General features: G+C 43.7%; 3 protein-coding genes. All 3 read right to left on the bottom strand.

From position 1 onward, the window contains the following. Positions 1–82: 82 nt before the first annotated feature. The 3 genes from ACQZ43_RS06445 to ACQZ43_RS06435 all read right to left on the bottom strand — a co-directional run bounded on the left by ACQZ43_RS06445 (position 83) and on the right by ACQZ43_RS06435 (position 21463). On the bottom strand, positions 83–8146 hold the full coding sequence (locus ACQZ43_RS06445; protein ID WP_430615131.1) for a fibronectin type III domain-containing protein: 8064 nt from the start codon (positions 8144–8146) through the stop codon (positions 83–85). 144 nt (positions 8147–8290) lie between these two features. After that, on the bottom strand, positions 8291–14809 hold the full coding sequence (locus ACQZ43_RS06440) for a fibronectin type III domain-containing protein (RefSeq protein ID WP_430615130.1): 6519 nt from the start codon (positions 14807–14809) through the stop codon (positions 8291–8293). A 1092-nt stretch (positions 14810–15901) separates the two neighbouring features. Next, positions 15902–21463, bottom strand: a complete 5562-nt coding sequence (locus ACQZ43_RS06435) for a T9SS type A sorting domain-containing protein (protein ID WP_430615129.1) — start codon at positions 21461–21463, stop codon at positions 15902–15904. Positions 21464–21861: the final 398 nt, after the last annotated feature.

The raw sequence follows: 21861 nt of genomic DNA, 5'->3' as shown, positions 1-21861 counted from the left end.
ACCATAACGCCGGTTTTAGCGCATAAAAAAACCCCGACTGATTGCTCAGTCGGGGCTTTTAAAAACTATTTAAACCGCGGGTTTAATTCTTGATAATCTTGATAAATTGCGATTGATTATCTGTATAAATCTTCACCACATAAGTAGCTGGTGCCAAACGGCTCATATCTACTAAGACTTGGTAATCTGAAGCATTCATCGTCAAAACGCGTTGTCCTGTTAAGGAGTACACCTCTACTCGAGTAATCGTTTCTTTATAAGAAATGGTCAAAACATCTTTAACCGGGTTTGGATAATAATTCAACTTGGTCAAATCAAAATCATTCACTCCCAAAGGCTTGTTGATTTTAACAGTCACAGCGAATGGCAAGCTCACACATCCCGCATCAGAACGCAGCACACCGAAGTAAACGCTTCCATCTACAAGTGGCATATCGATTGAGAGGCTGTTTCGACTATTCAGCGCATCCTCCTCAGAGCTGTACCAGATGATATTGATTTGATCTAAAACCAAATCGCCTATTACACTGCTCGGCTCGTGTTCAAATACTTGCAAGTCACTGCCCGTTGGCGTTGCTGGTATTGGATTTACCACTACCTCAACGCGTTTTCTCGGAGATTCACAGAAGTAAATCGATTGACTCACATAATAGGTTCCCGTTTGAATTGCAGCATCATTAGCTAAAGCGGTTCCGCCTTGCTCTTGTGCGTACCATTTTACAATCATGCCCGTAGCTACATTCACATGTAGGTTAGACACTTTTGTCGCGCCACAGAAAGACTGCGATAGGGCGTTTGGTGCCGTGTTGTTGTTAACGATGTTAACGCCAATTCGCACGCGTGCCGATTCGCAATCACCTATTTTTTGAGTCGCATAGTACAATCCTGAAGTCAACGGTTGATTGGCTCCTAAGGCTGTTCCTCCAGTTGCTGTATTATACCAATTTACTCGCGCTCCCGGCAAAGCGGTCACTAGCAAATCACTAACAGTTACGTTGTTTGTACAGAAATTTTGGTTCTGCGCTATTGGCAGGGCCACACCATCATAAACAACGACACTTACCGCAACTCGAGTCGATTCACAACTGTTGCTCATCTGAGCGCCATAATAAGTTCCCGTGCTCAAGAAGTCATTTGGAGACAAAGCCGTGGTTGCCGTCATACTGTTGTACCACTTCGCTACTGTTCCCGCCGCTAATTGAATGGCTAGATTCGAAACTCTGGCCGTTCCACAGAACGTCTGAGAAGCTGCAGTCGTTGGAGCTGCAGGTACTGGATTCACACTAATACCCACACGTGTCTTTTCGGATTCACAAACGGAATTACTTTGAGAAACAAAATAAATACCGGTTTGCAAAGCTACGTCCCCTACGATTAAGTCTTGACTCGCATCATACCAATTTAAGGTATTTGCTGCATCGTAAGTCACATCCAAGTCGGACAACATTGCCGTACCACAAATATTTCTATTAGCGGAAACTGGTGCAAGTGGCTTGTTTTTAATATCCACATGAACGGCTTTTCTGGTGGTTGATTCACAAGCGCCGATAATTTGAGTCACATAGTACGTACCGGTCACCAATAGCGTAGTCGGGCTTAAAGGCAAGCCTCCAGTGGCTTGACGATACCAGTTAAAACGCGCACCGTCTTGACCTGTTGCTACTAATTCCGAAACCGGAACAGCACCGCAAAACTCTTGATCAACTGCTTCCGCATCGGTAATCACTACGGTTCTTACATTAAAGGTTTTAATTACCGGACAACCGTTGCCTGAATCCACGCTTAACACGAGGTTTTCATAACCTTCTTGCTGTCCTTTGTAGTATACATTAGTTGCAGAAACTCCCGCTTCATAAGGCACCGTTGCTTCTTCATCGGTAAAGAGATTCGCCGCTGGGCTCCAGGTTACCTTTAAATCGCTTTGTCCTTTGAGAATTACGTTATACCTGTTTTTACTCGTCGTTCCCGTAGTACCGGTGGTACCAAACAGCAAGCGATTTTCGGTTCCAACCGTATAATACGTATTCGCATTATCCACTGAATTAGCTCCAGTATGTGAAATTTCCACAATAACATTAGAGGTTCCATTCCATTCAAAAGGCGTGGTAAAGGCGATTTCTTGCCAACCCGATTCCGTATGCGTATAGGTAGTTGGCCCGTAAACCGTGGTAAGTCCAGCAGTTATAAAGCTCGTATTTGCAAATGCATTGAGGTTGGTTGTTCCTACTTTCACTACGTAGTTTGCATTGGTCAATCGCGATCCTGGAGTAGCGATATTAAAAGATATACTCGAAATATTTCCGGCATTTATTCCAACGGCATTCAACTCCGCTGCGGTAAAAATCATTTGAGATTTCCCCCCTGTAAATCGGTTGTTAAACGCGGTGTTGTTGTCATTATTGCCAGACAACAAGGTACCCTCTCCAATAATCCTTTGAAAGTCTCTGACGTAATCTACCTCAAAGGCTTTAATACCGCCTTCACAAACCGCTTGATCGATTTCGTCTGGGGTTGTGGTAAATACCGGTATCGGATTTACGGTAATGCTTACCATGCCCGCTGCCTCGCACAAAGCACCTGAGGCTTGCTTGGCTATAACGGTGTATACCGTGCTCACAGTAGGGTTAAACACCCAGCCGGTTTGCGCATTGCCGCTTACTCCTGTAGCTGGCGACCAAGTATAGGTTGTAAAGTCCGACGCGTCGCTGGTTAGTGTAACTGCCGCAGAAGTTTCTCCTTCACAAATGGTAAAGGCTGCTGTACTCAAAGTAAAGGCAGGCGCTACACTGACTACTACATCGATTTTTTTTCTTCCCGACAAACAGAGATTCGTTCCTGTTCCGGTAGTTCCCTCAACCCAGTACGACTTGTTTGCCGTTAGTAAAGGTGTAGTAAAGGCTGGACCTTCAAAGAGAACCGTTCCGCCCGTAGCCACTTCATACCATTTAAACACCCCATTTGTTCCAGTTACCGTTACACTTAAAGTAATAACTCCCTGACCGCATATAGCCGCATTTTGCACGGTAAAGTCTGTATAATTACATAAAGTAGTAAATTTTGTCGCTAACGTCCATGTCGAATTAGATACTAACGAACATTTGGAGCGCAAATAAACAGAATATTCCGTTGCAGGCGCTAATCCCGTAAGTGCCTTAGTTAAAATGGCATTTGGATTTACTTGAGTAGCAAATAATCCCGTTTGACCACTTCCTGCAGCTCCGGAGGTTCTCACTTCGTATTCATAGCCCAAGGTTGGAACATTTATCGGAGCAGTCCAATTTACAGTAGCGCTGTTTTTGGTGATATCCACCACTTCTACATAAATTGGCTTTAAACAGGCTGGAACTGCTATTTTCTCAAAAATAATCTGAGGAACGTACTGATATCTATTGGTTGCGATTGGTGGTGTATTTAAGTTTTGCAACGTAATACTAGAATTGACTAAACCTCTATAAGTAGGTGTATCCATTTTTCTAAAATTCGCACCAGAGGTAGAGCTCGTCGTGTATTCATTAACAGCCACCACGATATTGCTGGTTCCATCCCAGGCAAAAGGTTCTGTTAAAGTAATCTCCATCCAGTTATCGGTCGGGTTCGGGAAGGTGACTTCGCCGTCAAAAACCTGTTGTAAAGCTGCGATAGAAACCCACTGATCTGCAGTTGTCGCCGAGAATTCAGCCTTGGTGGTATTACCCATAAAGATTTTCCAATCCTTATAATTTGCCGTAGCATTAGTCGACTTAAAGTGAAACTTTAATTTGGTGATATAAGACTGCCCTGTCCCCCCCATAGAGGCACGTATTTCACTGGCCAAATAAATTTGTTGCGAGTAATTGAACGACGAGCTCGAGGTCAACGGCAATTGCGTTGTCGTTTGTTCACCTGATCCTATATGCCCTTCTAATGGGGTTTTAAAGGAAACAGGGATTCCCGTCCAAGCACTGCTATCCGTAGCGCTACATTTATTTCTAAACCACACGTAATACTGCGTATTCGGTTGCAGTCCGGTTATAGTGGTTTCCAAGGCTGGTGAATTTACCGAGCCCGAAGGAACCGTAGAGCCGGTTGGTGCTTGTGCTAAAGTGGTTGCATAGAAATACTCTGTAGCCAAAACCGTTACGGTATTGGTCCATTTAACCTTAACACTGTTTAATGTTACATCGGAATGGTTTGTTGAAGCAAGCCCAATACAAGTTGGCGCTGGCTCTCCAACCAATACGATTTGCGGCACGTATGTAAAGCGATCACTCGCCACTGGAGGACTATCCGGATTCGGATTTGAGCTCGCGCTATCCGTTCGGTAAATCATTCCTCTATTCGCTCCAGGGGTATCCATTTTTCTAAAACTTCCCCCTAGTAAGTAGGCTGGTGTGTATTCGTGAACTGCTACTACAATATTGCTGGTTCCATCCCATAAAAACGGTTCGGCCAAAGTGATTTCCATCCAATCTCCTGTAGGGTTTGGAAAGGTCACTTCCCCTTCAAATACGGTAGTCATCGCAGCAGTAGGCACCCATTCTGTCGCTGAGGTAGCGGCAAAACTCCCTTTAACAGTGTTACCCATAAAAATTTTCCAATCTTTATACGTCGCTGTCGCCGTTGTCGCTGTAAAATGGAATTTGATCTTTTTGATGTATCTGTTGGTACCCACGGCAGCTGTAATCTCCGGAGTCAAATAAATTTGTTGCGTATAATTATAGCCGTAATTCGATTGTAGTGGCAAAGAAGTGGTTACTAATTCTCCGGTTCCAATCTGTCCTGTATTACTTGTTTTAAACGAGTATGCACGCGTCCACTCACTGGATGATGTCGGGCTGCATTTTACTCTAAACCAAATGTAATATAAGGTATTTTCTGTAAGTCCCTCTATCATGCCTTCATCCACTCGCCCCACTATCATTCCACTTACATCCGTAGCAGCCGTAGGATCGGTATTCGAAGTCGACAAATAATACTCCACTCCTTCTACAGGATAATTACCAAACAGGTTCCAGATGTATTCTACTGAACTATCCGTTACCGCATTAGGTTGAACATTTAAAGGAAACATACATTCCGGAACAGGACTGCCATTCAAAATCACCTGTGGAACATAGTCCAAAGTAGTTCCTGAACCCAAACTCTGTAGGTTTGGATTTGTACTACTATACAGCCCTATTCCTCTTCTGGTCGGGGTATCTATTTTTTTAAACACTGCCCCAGCCGTAGAGCTCGCTGTGTATTCGTGCACTCCAATAACCAAATTATTGATACCATCCCACACAAAAGGCGTGTCGAGTGCAATCTCTATCCAACCATCTGTAGGGTCGGGAAAAGTAATCACCCCATCAAACACTTCGGTAAGCTGATTTTGCGGTACATAAGCAGTACCACTAGCAAAAACCTCTTGAGAGGTATTTCCCATAAACACTTTCCAGTCTTTATAGTTTGCCGTAGCCGCTGTTGTTTTGATATGGAATCTGATTTTGTTGATCAAATTATCCGTTCCTATAGCTGTAACAACTTCTGTTTTCAGATAAATTTGCTGCGTATAATTATACGCGCTACTCGAGCGAATAGGCAAATCGCTACCTGTGGCCTCCCCGACACCAATTTGTCCGACCAAAGTTGTTGTAAAACTATTTTCACTCGACCATTCACTAGTGGCCGTAGGCGAACATTTTAATCTAAACCAAACATAATACTGGGTATTACTATTCAAATCTGTCAAAACGACTTCTGCGGTCGGTGCGTTTACGATGCCGGTTGGCGTAGTGTTCGCAACTGGCGCTATTGAAGAAGAAGACACAAAGTATTCCACTCCTATATAAGGCGCCGTTCCACCAACTACCCAACTGTATTTCACCTTAGTACTACCCAGCTCACTCATTTGAATATTCAAAGGGTACATACAGGCAGCCAAAGGCTCCCCTATCAAAATAACCTGCGGAACATAGTATTGGGCAGTTCCCGAGCTCAAACTCTGTAGGTTTGGATTTGTCGTAGGGTATACACCCATACCTCTTTTGGTTGGGGTATCCATTTTTCTAAATACCGCACCAGTGGCTGAGCCTGGTGTATATTCGTGAACTCCGATGACTATATTGCTTATACCGTCCCATATAAAAGGCGTGTCGAGTACAATTTCCATCCAATCATCTGTCGGATTAGGAAAAGTGATGACCCCGCTAAACACTTCAGCAAGCTGGCTTTGAGGCACCCATGCTGAGGTAGTAGCAAATTCTTCTTGAACCGTGTTGCCCATAAAGACTTTCCAATCTTTATAATTGGCTGTAGCCCCAGTAGTTTTAAAATGGAATCTAATCTTTTTAATGATATTATTCGCACCAACAGCAATTGCAACTTCATCTTTTAAGTAGATTTGTTGCGAATAGGAATATGGGCTACTCGATCGAATAGGCAAATCTACTCCTGTATCAGTTCCTATTCCAACCTGTCCGACCAAAGGAGTTCTAAAGGCGCGAACGGCACTCCAATTACTGGTTTCCGCAGCGGTACATTTAGCTCTAAACCACACATAATACTGGGTATCGACCGTTAGACTTTCCAAAACAATTTCTCGAATAGCAGCACCTAAGGTAGCCGTAGGCACAGTACCTGCTACAGGAGGTGTCGGTGAAGTACTCAAAAAGTAATCCACGCCTAAAACCGGTGCTGTTTCGAAGATACTCCAGTTGAACTTGACCGAAGTACTTGTGAGCTGGCTCATTTGAATATTTATCGGTCCTACACAAACGGGCGTTTGCCCTCCTACGAAAATCGCTTGTGGTACAAAAGAATACAAAGCACCAGCTGCTAAGTTGGTCACATCGGGATTCACAGTATCACTATGATAACCTATTCCTCTATTGTTCGTGGTATCCATTTTCCTAAATACCCCCCCCGATAAGAAACCTGGTGTATACTCGTGCACTGCGATGACTACGTTGCTCACGCCGTCCCAAATAAATGGTGTTGCCAATTCAATTTCCATCCAACCATCGACTGGACTTGGAAAAGGAACCACACCATTAAAAACTTCTGACAATTGACTTTGGGGAACCCAGGCCGATGTACTGGCAAAAACATCTTGTGAGGTATTCCCCATGGTAATTTTCCAATCTTTATAAGAAGTCGTCGCCGAGCTACTTTTAATGTGGAATTTGATCTTTGTAATAAAATTATCCGCACCTACAGCAGCGAGCATTTCGTCTTTGGTATAAATCTGCTGGGAGTAATTATATCCGTAATTCGGTCGCAAAGGCAAATCGGTAGAAGTAGCGACTCCTATTCCGACCTGACCTGCATTAGCTCCTGTCGTAAAACTCGAATCAACCCAAAAACTCGAATCCGTAGCCGAGCACTTCCCCCTTGCATAAAGCACATAAGCGGTGTTCACCGACAGTCCGGTTAAGGCAATGCGATTGGTTGCAAGGTCTCCACTTTGCACCAATCCCGTAGCTCCGGAACCCGGACTACCTGAGGTTCTCAACTCGTAGCTATACCCCAAATCAGGTATAGGCGTAGACAAGGCAAAATAAGCGGCCGTGCCCGATAGTGCTGTATTGGTAAGCGTTACCCGCGGACAAGTCGGCATCGGAATGCTTATTTTAATATTTGGTCGCGAACTCGAACTCGTTCCATCGCCTGTTGGCGGTGCGCTATCGAGGCGCCAATACATGTGCCTATTCGTTGCGGTGGTGTATCTTATGGCATTACCTGCACTTGCACCACCATTTCCATTACCACCAAAATTGGCTTCAACCAAAACCAATAGGTTTCCATTCCCGCTAAAATTAAAAGCAGCGGTGGTAACAAAATTATTCCACCCAACTATTGGAGTCATACTCCCATCATAAACCAAAGTAGCTCCTGTCGTTATGGAACTCCATGAAGTAGCAGTTATTTGATTTTCTGTTACTTCTTTTAGGTAAATTTTAATTGGTCGCGCTCCAGCGCCCGCTGTATTTGCATACCAGGCTAAATTGCTAATAGCCCCAACACCCTGAACCTCAACGCCTGTATAGAGGGCTGCGGATCTTTCAAACCCATAATAATTACCTAAGGGGTAAATCTGGGTACTGGTTCCAGTGCCTATTTCCACTTGCGCCCAGGAGGAAACAAAATGGAAAAGTGCAAAAAACCACAATAGTAATAGTTTTTTCATCTCAATGAATTATTGGTTATTCGTTGCTAAAATAGTATTTTATTTAACAAGTTTTAAGTTTTTATTAACTTTAACAAAAAAGCAAAGAAAAACCCCAACTGAATTATCAGTTGGGGTTTTAAAGAATCAGGATATTTACTGCATTTAATTCTTGATAATTTTAACAAATTGCGATTGATTATCTGTATAAATCTTCACCACATAAGTAGCTGCTGCCAAACGGCTCATATCTACTAACACTTGGTAATCCGAAGCATTCATTGTCAGTACGCGTTGTCCCGTTAAGGAGTACACTTCTACTCGAGTGATTGTTTCTTTGTATGAAATTGTCAAAACATCTTTAACCGGGTTTGGATAGTAATTCAACTTGGTCAAATCAAAATCGTTAACTCCCAAAGGCTTGTTGATTTTAACAGTCACAGCGAATGGCAAGCTCAAACATCCTGCATCGGAACGCAGTACACCGAAATAAACGTTTCCATCTATCAGCGGCATATTAGCCGCTAATCTGTTGGTATCGGTTGCCGCATCTTGTTCAGAGCTGTACCAGATGATGTTGTTTTGATCCAAAACCAAATCGCCTACTACACTGCTTGGTTCGTGTTCAAACACTTGCAAATCACTGCCCGTTGGCGTTGCTGGTATTGGATTTACCACTACTTCAACGCGTTTTCTCGGAGATTCACAGAAGTAAATCGATTGACTCACATAATAGGTTCCCGTTTGAATTGCAGCATCATTAGCTAAAGCGGTTCCGCCTTGCTCTTGTGCGTACCATTTTACAATCATGCCCGTAGCTACATTCACATGCAGGTTAGACACTTTTGTCGCGCCACAGAAAGACTGCGGTAAGGCGTTTGGTGCCGTATTGTTGTTAACAATGTTAACACCAATTCGCACGCGTGCCGATTCGCAGTCGCCTATTTTTTGAGACACATAGTACAATCCTGAAGTCAACGGTTGATTGGCTCCTAAGGCTGTTCCTCCAGTTGCTGTATTATACCAATTTACTCGCGCTCCCGGCAAAGCGGTCACTAGCAAATCACTAACAGTTACGTTGTTTGTACAGAAATTTTGGTTCTGCGCTATTGGCAGGGCCACCTCGTCATAAACAACTACAGTTACCGCAACTCGAGTCGATTCACAACCGTTGCTCACCTGAGCGCCGTAATAGGTTCCCGTGCTCAAGAAGTCATTTGGAGACAAAGCCGTGGTTGCCGTCATACTGCTATACCACTTCGCTACTGTTCCAGCCGCTAATTGAATGGCTAGATTCGAAACTCTTGCCGTTCCACAAAACGTCTGAGAAGCTGTAGCCGTAGGAGCTCCAGGTACTGGATTCACACTAATACTCACTCTTAAACGATCCGATTCACAAACGTTATTGCTTTGAGAAACAAAATAAATACCGGTTTGCAAGGCCACATCGCCTACGATTAAATCTTGATTCGCATCATACCAATTTAAAGTATTAGCCGCATCATAAGTCACATCCAAGTCGGACAACATCGCCGTACCACAAATATTTCTATTCGCTGAAATTGGTGTAAGTGGCTTGTTTTTAATATCTACATGAATGGCTTGTCTGGTGGTTGATTCACAAGTACCGATAATTTGAGTCACATAGTACGTACCTGTCACCAATAGCGTAGTCGGGCTTAAAGGCAAGCCTCCAGTGGCTTGACGATACCAGTTGAAACTTGCACCTTCTTGACCTGTTGCTACTAATTCCGAAACTGGGACAGCACCGCAAAACTCTTGATCGAGTGCATCCGCATCGGTAATTACTACCGTTCTTATATTAAAGGTTCTCACTAGCGGACAACCATTACCCGAAGAGGCTGTCATGATTAAATCTTCCAAACCTTCTGTCTGTGCTTTGTAGAATATTTTATTCGCTGCTTCACCTAATACATAAGGCACCGTTGTGTCTTCATCGGTAAAGAGATTCGTAGCAGGACTCCACGTAATCTGGTAATCCGCTTTTGCTTTAAACTTCACGTTATATCTCCTTTTACTCAGATTTGCCGTAGCAGAAGTCGTTCCACTATATAGCAACATATTATCGGTAGTTGCTGTATAATACGTAGTAGAACTAGCATACATATCTGCCCCTTTGTGGTAAATTTCCAAAATAAGATTAGAACTTCCATCCCAAACAAAAGGAGTTGTAAACACGATTTCTTGCCATCCTGAAGCGGTATGTGTATATGTCGCTGGTCCATAGACGGTAGTAAACTCAGTTGTTAAAAAATTTGCCGTAGCAAAACTACTTAAGGTAGTGGGAGCTATTTTAACTGTATAGTCGTCATTTCTCGCAGAATCACCTAAAGAGTTAATATTAAACGACACCGATTTTAACGGACCTGCCGAAATACCATTTGCTCTTAATTCGGCTGCAGTAAAGAGCAATTGCGATTTCCCATTCGCTCTATAGTTTTGAAAGGCACTTTCTGTACTAGCTGCAGAGGTCAGCAAAGTACCCGCACCAATCGTATAATAATCATCACCGCCAACCGATTCTACAGTAAACTCTTTGACGTCATCTTGACAAAGAATAAGTTCATCTTGATCTGGCGTTACCGATACCACTGGCAAAGTATTTACGGTTACCTCGACCGTTCGAATTACTTCACATAAATCTCCTGCAGTTTGTTTGGCCATAAGCGTATACTCGGTACTAACCGCTGGATTAAATACCCATCCGGTTTGTGCATTTCCGCTTACACCAGTGGCTGGCGACCACGTATAAGTATTATAAATAGATGCATCGCTAGTTACGGTCACAACCTCAGAAGACTGCCCTTCACAGATGGTTAATGCTGCTTTACTCAAAGTAAAGGCCGGAGCAGCGGATACCACCACGTCTACTTTCTTTCTCTCCGACAAACACAGGTCGTTTCCAGTTCCCGTAGTTCCTTGTACCCAGTACGACTTGTTTGCCGTCAGTAAAGGTGTAGTAAAGGCTGGACCTTCAAAGAGAACCACTCCTCCAGTAGCCACATCATACCATTTAAAAGTACCCGTAGTACCGGTCACAGTTATACTTAAAGTAACAATTCCCTGTCCACATATCGCGGCGTTTTGCACGGTAAAATCGGTATAATTACACATGGTAGTGAATTTTTTCACTACGGTCCAGTCCGAATTATTCGTAGCCGTACATCTCGAGCGCACATATACGAAATATTCCGTTGACGGGGTTAATCCGCTCAACAATTGCGTCAGTACGGTATTGGCAACCGTTCCTGTCAACACCCGTCCAACTGTTCCACTTCCAGCCGCACCCGAAGTTCTCACTTCGTATTCATATCCAAGAGCTGGAATATTTATCGGGGCACTCCAATTTAGCGTTGCCGCATTTTTTCCCACTCCTTCGAGACGCACATTCGCCGGTTTTAAACAGCTTGGCATAGCCGCCGTTTCAAAAACAATTTGCGGTACAAATTTATACACATTCGTTGCCGCCGGTGGATTGGCTATATTTTGCAGCGTTCCATCTAATGTGTGGAGCAAGCCTCTATTGGTTGGCGTATCCATTTTTCGGAATATCGCTGCCGTTGTATAACTCGGCGTATACTCGTGCACCGCTACTACGATATTGCTGATCCCATCCCAGGCAAAAGGTTCTGTCAGGGTGATTTCCATCCAATCGTTTGTCGGGTTGGGAAAGGTCAATTCGCCGTCAAACACTTCTTGCATAACGGTAATAGGCACCCATTGGTCGGCTGTTGTTCCGGTGAAATCCGCCTTGGTGGTATTGCCTAATAGAATCTTCCAATCTTTATAATTAGCTATGGTTCCCACGCCATTAATATGGAATTTCAATTTAGTGATATACTGTTGTCCTGTTCCGGCTAAAGAAGCGCGTATTTCACTAGCCAAATAAATTTGCTGTGAGTAATTGTATGCGTTATAGCTATATATTGGCAAACGATCGGTAGTATCTGCACCGCCCCCTATCAATCCTCTCATCGGAGTCTTGAAAGACAGTGGCAAACCAGACCAAGCGCTGGTCTCTGTAGCACTACATTTGTTTCTAAACCACACATAATACTGTGTATCGGCAGTCAATCCCGTTATATCCGCAAACAATCCTGGTGCATTTACTGACCCCATAGGTGCCGTAGCCGCTGTAGGTGCTTGCGCTAAAGTGGTTGCATAGAAATATTCTGTGGCTAAAACCGTGGCGTTGTTGACCCAATTCACTTTCACCGAATTCATGGTTAAATCCGAATAAGAACTTGAACTCACCCCCAAACAATTCGGAGCCACTTCACCTAATAGTACGATTTGAGGTACGTATTGGTAGCGGGCACTGGCTGCAGGTAGCGCATTTAGATTTAGTACTGAAGCAGCACCATCTACGCGGTACAACAAACCTCTGTAAGTAGAGCCGGTATCCATTCTTCTAAAACTAGCTCCTGACGTATTTCCATCGGTGTACTCCTGTACTCCGACAACGACATTACTGGTTCCATCCCATAAAAACGGTTCGGCCAAGGTAATTTCTATCCAATCTCCCGTAGGGTTTGGAAAGGTCACCACTCCGTCGAATACCGTAGTCATTCCCGCTACGGGTACCCATTCTGTAGCTGTTAAACCTCCAAAGCTTCCCTTGGTGGTATTGCCCATGAAAATTTTCCAGTCCTTGTAATTTTCAGTGGCAGAAACACTGCTAAAATGGAATTTAATCTTTTTGATATACCTACTGGTTCCCACCGCTGTAGCCACTTCACTGGCCAAATAAATCTGCTGTGAAAAGTTGTAGTTATAATTCGATTGAATCGGCAAACTAGTGGTTACTAATTCTCCTGTACCAATTTGACCGAGACTATTGGTTTTAAACGTCTTCATGTCCGCCCACACACTTTTGACAGTGGTCGTACAGTTGAGCCTTAACCAGATATAATAGCGTGTATTTTCATTTAAATCACTTAAAATCAATTGTGTTGCAGGCGCATCTAGTGTTCCCGTGGCTTCAGCATCATCGTCTGGAGGAGTAGGATCTGTAGACAAGAAATAGTCGACACTTACATAAGGGGCGGTTCCCATGATATTCCAAGTATACTTAACAGAATTTGACGTTAAATCACTCGCTTGAATATTCAGCGGATACATACATGCCGGTAGCGGCTCGCCTTCAAGTATAATTTGAGGCACTAATTTTAGTACGCTAGTAGCGGTCGGCGGACTGCTAACATTAATCGGCGCACCATCTTCTCTATATAAGATTCCTCGGTTTGTTGGGGTATCCATTTTTCTAAACGTAGCTCCAGAGGTATACAATGGCGTCACCTCACTCACTGCAATGACAATATTGCTAACACCATCCCAAACAAAAGCTGAGTTTAGACTGATTTCCATCCAGTCATCTGTTGGATCTGGAAAATTCACGACTCCGTCAAAAACCGCAGTTAACTGATTACCTGGCACCCAACTGGTCGTATTGGCAAAAGCGGCTTGCGTCGTATTGCCCATATAGATTTTCCAATCTTTATAATTGGCCGTAGCCGAAGTAGATTTAAAATGCAATTTAATTTTGGTAATCAACTGATTTGTACCTATTGCTGCAGTCAATTCGCTGGCCAAATAAATTTGCTGCGAATAATTATAACCGTAAAGCGTATATATCGGCAATTGGTCGGTGGTTTGTACGCCACTGCCAATTTGTCCTATAATCGCCGAACGTATAGCCACATCAAGCCAGACAGAGAAACTAGTACCACAAGCCATTCTAAAATAAACAGTATAACTCGTGTCATCAGCAAGTCCGCTAATCAATTTTGAAGTATCGCCTGCGGCTGTGTTACCACTGGCTATCAATCCCGTTGCACCACTTCCCGGAGCTCCTGAAGTTCTCACCTCATATTGACCGGCGCGTTGAATATCTACCGCGGTCCAATTCAAGACCAAAGAACTGGTAGTTATTCCCGTAACCTCGATCTGCAATGGTCCATAACAAGCAGGAGGCGTAAACTTATAAATCTGTCCTGCTACTGGCTTGGCATTCAAATCGGTAACCGAATTGGTACCACTTACAGCCGGAGCAGCAATAGAAGTAAGATTGAGGAAACTTCCATTTCCAGAACCCATTTTACCGCCTATACCTATAGTAGCACTTCCGCTATTGATATTGCCAGCCTCTGGACGATAAACAAATTCGACAACATTGGTAGTTTCATATAGCTTCACCTGAAAACTAATTACGGCAGCCGTACTACCGTAGTTCCATTCCCAATTTCGCCATTCCATGGTCAGGACTCGATTAGGAGCCGTTCCCGTGAGTTCGTAGCCCGCGAAAGAGCCTTCCGTAGATCGACCATCTAAATCGTCCCACAAAGGCGCAACAATCGGTCTAGAGTCCGCATTTGAAGTCGATAAATTATTAGTCGACAATGACCCAGTTCCTGTACCAAAGCTAATAAAGCCGTTGGAACTCGCTTTAAAAGTCGTATAAGGCGATCCCTCGTATACAAAGTTAAAGCCAATGTTGGTGGAAGCAGAAATGGCGTCATCTGCTTCAATAGCAGTCAGCCGTGTCGCAGTTGCGCTCACAGGAACGTAGGTACCGACCGAGTGGGTAAAAACGTATCCCGTAACCTGAGCCTTCATCGTGGTGATAAAACTCATTAAAAAAAACAATAATGTAATGTTCCTCATCTGATTTACAGTTTAATTGATAGTGCTAAAATAACCTTTTATTTAATAAAATTTATAAATATTTTAACTTTAACATTATGGAATGAAATTACACTTTGACAAGATTCCTTTGTTTTTAATTTAAATCAACGAATACTACTAATTAACTAAAAAAAATGTTATTTTTTATCAAAAAAGAACCTAAAAACCATAGCCAAAAGACTTAAAAAAACATTATCCAAAAAAGAAACTCATTACAGCCTACCTAAATAAATTCACATATTTAGAAAAAAATACTAGCACTTTCTGCGCAAACCCACGCATACGAAGCTTTAGACCGCATACGAGGCAGTCCTTAAATTTTACATATAAACTGAAAACCAACACCTTAGCACCAAAAAAAAGAGCAAAAAAAAGAAAAAACACAATAACTATTTAAAAAAGAACGAAAAGACCCTTTTACTGCCTTAAATAATCTTGTATTTTTTAATAATTTTGTTAAAACATATGCATAATATGTAAAAAATACTCAATATATGCCCCTGCGGCAAAGTGGAATTATAAGCGTTTATCTCCAAAAAAGAGGGCGTCTAATAGATCGGCACGGAATAACCTTGCCCATTTCATTTCGTGTTCGTTTACTGCTAAAAAATACGCTTATAGGGGCTTTCTAAAAAATCCTATAAGCGTTTTATTTATAATTGCTTGAAAGCGCTCTCAAAGCGAAAGCGTTTAACGGCATCAACATCGGAAATAGTATTGATCGTCTTCAGGAGTAACTACTTGAACATATTGGACTCACTGCCCTAGGTCGAGTATTACTACAGCAATTACACAACAATTCATCATAGATAAATGAAAATCGATCAACTCATTGATTTTTCTACGCATATTATCCTTGGGAACCAGCAAATCACATCATGGAGCGCAAGGACGAAACAGCATTTCCCTTGCCGAATTAACATACTAAAAACCTTATAAGTACATTTAAATACATAAAAAAAGGAGCGAAAATAAAATATTTTCACTCCTTTTTAACCAATAATTTTAAACGTATACTAGATTTTTCAGTGTCCTCCTAATAGACGACTTCTCTATCTATACTCCATCTGTTTATCGCTTGACAATTTTTATCGCTTGTATACCTCCAGTCTCCGTATAGATTTTGACCAGATAGGTCGCATTGGCCAATTGGCTCATATCCACTAAAACGAGTTGAGTCGCCGGTTCTACTGTTAAGATTTGCTGTCCGGTTAAGGCGTATACTTCCACCCTACTCACGATTTCTTTAGACGAAATCGTCAGTACATCTTTGACGGGATTTGGGTGGTATTCCAATTTTGTCGCGTCATAATCGGTTATACCCATGGTAATAACCACCTGCACTGCAAAAGGCAAACTGAAACAGTTGTCTGGCGAACGCACCGTAGCATAATATACATAATTGTCGTTAAGCGGTGTGTTTTCTGCTAATCTGCGGATGTTGTTTAGCGCATCTTCTTCCGAGCTAAACCACCACAGATCCTCTTGATCGAGTCTTAAATCACCTACTATCGGATTTATGGTCTCGAATTTCTGCACGGCGTCTCCCGTCGGAGTAGCAGGAATCGGATTGACCACCACGGCTACCGGTCTTCGCGGAGACTCGCAGTGGTAAATGGTTTGACTCACATAGTAAGTGCCCGTTTGCAGCAGCGTTTCTTCGGTCAAAACACGACCTCCTTCACTTTGCTGGTACCAATTTACTGTCATTCCCGTAGCTGTGAAAGCTTCGAGATCCGCTACGGTAGCCGCTCCGCAAAACGATTGTGCAACGGCCTGGGGCGCCAGCCTATTGCTCACCAAATTTACGATTACGGGCTTGCGGGCCGACTCGCAATCACCCAATTGTCTCGCCACGTAATAAGTGCCCGAACCCACAGCGTGATCGGGAGATAAAACCGCTCCTCCCACAGCGGTGTTATACCAATTCCATTGTCCATCGGGCAAGGTCGCTGCTTCTAAATCGACTATGGTTACCGTCCTGTTGCAGAAACTTTGATTTTCCACTACCGGCACCGCTACTGCGCGCTGCACCAAAACGGCTACAGCAACCCGATTCGATTCACAACCGCGGAGTCGCTGAGCACCGTAGTAGGTTCCGCTAGTCAAGTAAGCATCTAAAGACAAAGGTGTGGTCGCTACTGCACTGCTGTACCACTGTGGCGTAGCCCCTTCTAGCAACGCCATCGCTATACTGGAAACTCGGGCTTCACCACAAAACTGCTGTGTCGCCTCTGCCGTTGGCGTTACCGGTATGGGATTTACTTCAATCACCACCGGAACGCGGTCCGATTCGCAAGTCGAATTACTTTGAGATACATAATAGTTACCGGTTTGCAAAGCGATATCGCCCGTTATTTCGTCGAAATTAGCATCGTACCATTTCAGGGTATTATGCTGCGCATCATAAATCACTTCTAAATCCGACAGCATCCCACTGTGACAAACAATACGGGTACTACACACTGGAGCCACGGGCTTGCTATAGACCGTAATATGTGCCAACATTCTATTGTCGGACACACAATCTCCGATAACTTGCGCTACGTAATAATCGGCCGTACGCAATTCGGCATCTGGACTTAGTGGCTCTCCCCCAAATTTTCGGCGATACCACTTAAACACTGCGCCTTCTTGTCCGCTTACCGCCAAATCCGAAACCCTTACCGGAGCACAAAACACCTGATCTTCCACTACGGCATCTGTTATGAGCACCGTTCGTATTTGATGGCTGATCAATCGCTCACAACCGTTTTCCGATATAACATGTAACTGCAGGTTTTCCGTTCCCTCGGTTTGTCCTTTATAATATACATACCTCGCGTTAAAATCCGCCCAATAAGGCATGGTTGCCGCTTGGTCTATATACAAATTTTCCACGGGCTCCCAAGTTACGGCATAGTCCTCTCCTGCTTTAAATTTTACGTTATACCGTTTATTTGACAATGTCGGTGTGCCGTAAGTACCATATTGAAAGCGCAGTGTATTTGTTGGCGTTACCGAATGACGTGTTTTGGCATTATACAATAAATTAGCTCCTAAGGAGGAGATTTCCACTATTATATTACTTGTTCCATCCCAGTCGAATGGGTTCTCAAACTCTATTTCCTGCCAACCCGAACTCGTGTGTGTATAATCTGAAGGGCCATAAACCGTCACGAAATCCGGTATTTCAACTTCAACATTCAGAAACTCCGTTAGCTCGGTTGTCGCGATTCTCACCATATAATCTCTATTGAGTGCTCCAGACCCCAAGCTTTGAATGCTAAAGGCTATGCTTTTAATCCATCCGGCGACTAGTCCGGCTTGGGTCAATTCCTCGGCAGTAAAGAGCAGTTGGGATTTACCCGAGCTCCATCTGTTGATAAAGGCCGAATTATTTTCTGTTTCCGTGTTTGTCGTAGCATCACGGCCCACCTCAACAAAGCGACGTTGATTATAACTCACGTTAAAAGCGTGAATATCGCCTTTACAAACTACGGTATTATCTCCCTCGGGACTCACTTCTAACTGAGGCCTTGGCCGCACCGTAACATTTAATTTTCTCACGGCCTCACACCGCTTCCCGCTGTTTTGTTTCGCTTTAAGCTCGTAGGTCGTATTGACCGTTGGACTAAAAGTCCAGCCGGATTGTGGATTGCCTTCCACACCGATATCGGGAGACCAGGTATAGCTGTCGTACGCTTCCAAATCGCTGATAACGGTTACGAGTGCTGAAGTATCTCCTTCACAAATATTCATATTCGCATCACTCAAGGCAAAAAATGGCCCTGGCGTCACCACCACATCGACCTTTTGTCTATCGGACAAGCAACTACCGGATAATCCCTGTGCCCAATAGGATTTGGTGCGCGTTATTATCGGTGTTGTAAAGGTTAAGCCCTCGCCAAGAACACGACCTCCCGAAGGTACATCGTACCATTTTATTACCCCTGTGGCTCCCGTTATCCACGCTTCCAAGGTTGCGATCCCCTGCCCGCAGAGCTCAGCATCCCGGGTGATAAAATCCGGATATTCACAACGCGTGACAAAAGTCGTTGCTCGGGTCCAACCCGAATAGGACGTCAAGGTACACTTAGATCTTATGTAGACAAAATATTCGGTGTCGTCTGCAAGCTCCGTGAAGTTCAATGTCAAAGTGGAATTATTTACAGCACCCAGCTCAAGGCGACCTTCGGGTCCGCTTCCAGCTTCTCCCGATGTTCTGATCTCGAATTCATAACCTTGAGTCGGGGTATGAATCGGCGCCGTCCATCGGATGGTTGCCGAATGCTTATCCACATTGTAGACCCCTACATAAATAGGTTTTAAACAATCGGGCACTTCAATTTCACCAACCGAAAATATGATTTGGGGTACATACTTGTATCGCCCCTTTGGTGTGGGCGGGTCATTCACATCGGGAGATTCGTAATCACTATAAAATGAAAGCGCCCTGTAGGCCGTCGGTGTATCCATTTTGCGAAAAGTAGCCCCTGATGTATAGCCCGGGGTATACTCTTGGACGGCCACCACAATATTGCTGTTCCCGTCCCAGGCGAAAGGCTCTGTAAGGGGAATCGCCATCCAATTGTTTGTAGGATTGGGAAAAGTGACCTCCCCATCAAAAACTTCCTGCATGGTCTCCACAGAAATCCAATCGCTACTTGTCACAGCTTCATATTCCCCTACTGTGGTATTTCCAATAAAAATCTTCCAATCCTTATAATTATCCGTGCTGTTGGCCGAATCAAAATGAAATTGCAGTTGTGTAATCATCGACTCCGAACTGGTCCCAAATGCCCGGCGCAATTCCTCCTTCAAATAGATTTGCTGGGTGTAATTCAGTGAAAAAAGCGAATAGAGTGGCAAATACGAATTGGTCGCTTCGCCCTGACCAATAAACCCCCTAATCAAAGTTTTAAAACGCAAGGGAACCCCGCTCCACCCGCTGTTTTCCGTTGGCGTACACTGATTGCGAAACCACACATAATATTCGGTATCCGAAGCCAAATCTTGCAGCACCACTTCATTAACCGGTATCGCAACCGTACCCGTTGGCTCTGTGGTGTCCGCAGGCCATTGATCTAAGGAGTTTCCCACAAAATAATCTGTTGCCACAAGACTCTCCTGTAGATTGGTCCACAGTAGCTTTGCCGCATTCACCGTTATTTCATCCGAACTATAGGAAGTCACTCCCACACAGCCTGGTACCGGTTCAGCCGACAGTACTATTTGAGGCACATATTTAAAACGAGCAATCGCCGTAGGCGGGTCGTCGGGATTTGGATTATAACTGACCGATGAAGTCCTATACAGCATCCCTCGGTAATCGTCACCTGTTTCCATGATTCTAAATCGGGCACCAGACTCATTTCCAGGCGTATATTCGTGTACTGCAACGACTATATTACTGGTTCCGTTCCATAAAAACGGCTCTGCTAAATCGATTTCCATCCAGTCCCCTTCAGGATTGGTAGGAAAGGAAACTACCCCATCGAAAACGCTTGTTAACCCCGCGGTGGAAATCCAGTTTGTGGCAGCCGTACCGGCAAAATTTGATTGCGCCGTATTTCCCATAAATATTTTCCAGTCCTTATAACTATCGGTAGCTCCGGAAGTGCTGAAGTAAAACTTGATCTTTTTTATATAGTTATAGGTTCCCAGAGCAGCTGTTACTTCGCTAGCCGAATAAATTTGCTGTGAATAGGTGTATGAATTATCGGATTGAATCGGCAAGGAATTCGTCGCGTGTTCACCTATACCGATTTGGCCAGTCCTCAAGGTATAAAAAAACTGTCCGTCGGTCCAGTCGCTATACTCCGTGGCTGAACAACGAGACCTAAACCAAATATAGTATCGGACCCCCTCAATCAGTTCGTCGATTACTACTTCCGTTATGCCTGCCGCTAAACTGCCTGTAACTTCCGAATTATCATCTGGAACGTCGGGCGAAGTAGACAAATAATACTCCGTACCCCATGCTGGACTTTCGCCAAAATGCCGCCAGGTGAACTTGATTGAATTCACCGTTTCCTCGCCGTGTTGAATTAAAAGGGGAAAAACACAGTTGTCTGCAGGAATTATATGGATTCTTAAATTAGGCCTGTAGCTCGAAAGGGTGCCATTTACCGTTGGAACGGAATAATCCCTGTTAAAATACAGGTGCTTGTTTGGAAAAACACTGTACCTGATTTCATTTCCATTAGCCCCTGCGCCGTTGCCTCCGTTACCAAAATTCGCCTCGACGAGAACCACTAGATTATTGGCCGAGCCCGTATACCAAAAAGGCGTGGTCAACACCAGGGTATTCCACCCTTCTACCGGTTCTATACTGTCTTCGTATACCAAAACAGCCCCGTCAATTTGCGTCTCCCAGTTGGTTGCAGTCAATTCGCTGTCGGCGGTTTCCTTTAAATAAACCTTTAGCGGTCGAGCGCCTTTTCCCCCGACTTCTGCATACCAAGCCAGATTCAATATAATTCCTGGCATCGTAATTTCCTCAGCCGTATAGAGAGCCGACGAGCGCTCGTAGCCATAGTAACTTCCAAGCGGATTCCGCTGTGTGGCTGTTCCCGTTCCTATCTCAATTTGAGCCCGACAAAGACTCCATTGAAAACAAATAAATAATCCTATAAGTATTGCTCTTTTCATAAAACCCAGTTTTAACATTGCTTTAAAATTATTAAAAAAAACATTATTTCAAGCTTAATGCAAAACTTTAACCATAAATAATGATTTTCAATATTTTAAAAAACAAAATAAGCGAAAAACAATAATTTTAAATAAAGTAAAAAAAATGGTTCGATTTTATAAAAAAATAAATAGAATCACACAACTATTTCACAATAAAATACCTTAAAAAAAACACTTATAACTCCCTTTTGAAACGACATTCAGGCAGCATCGCTCCTGAGCGGCAAACAATCCAAAACCGCATTTTTCCAAAAAAAAAGCACCTCTTAACTGGCTTTCGCCAGTCAGAGATGCTTTTTAAATTTAGGCATGATGCGCATAGCTATAGCGCAAAACTCCCCTACTCCAGAATACTC

The sequence above is a fragment of the Flavobacterium sp. JP2137 genome (assembly GCF_050562195.1).
In the GTDB taxonomy this organism is placed as follows: Bacteria; Bacteroidota; Bacteroidia; order Flavobacteriales; family Flavobacteriaceae; genus Flavobacterium.
Note: the sequence above shows the minus strand (reverse complement) of the source record. Positions and strands in the feature narration are given on the sequence as shown.

What these genes read in the sequence shown, in the direction of transcription:
- ACQZ43_RS06445 (WP_430615131.1), bottom strand. Translation starts at nt 8,146, where the DNA reads ATGAAAAAACTATTACTATTGTGGTTTTTTGCACTTTTCCATTTTGTT.
- ACQZ43_RS06435 (WP_430615129.1), bottom strand. Translation starts at nt 21,463, where the DNA reads ATGAAAAGAGCAATACTTATAGGATTATTTATTTGTTTTCAATGGAGT.
- ACQZ43_RS06440 (WP_430615130.1), bottom strand. Translation starts at nt 14,809, where the DNA reads ATGAGGAACATTACATTATTGTTTTTTTTAATGAGTTTTATCACCACG.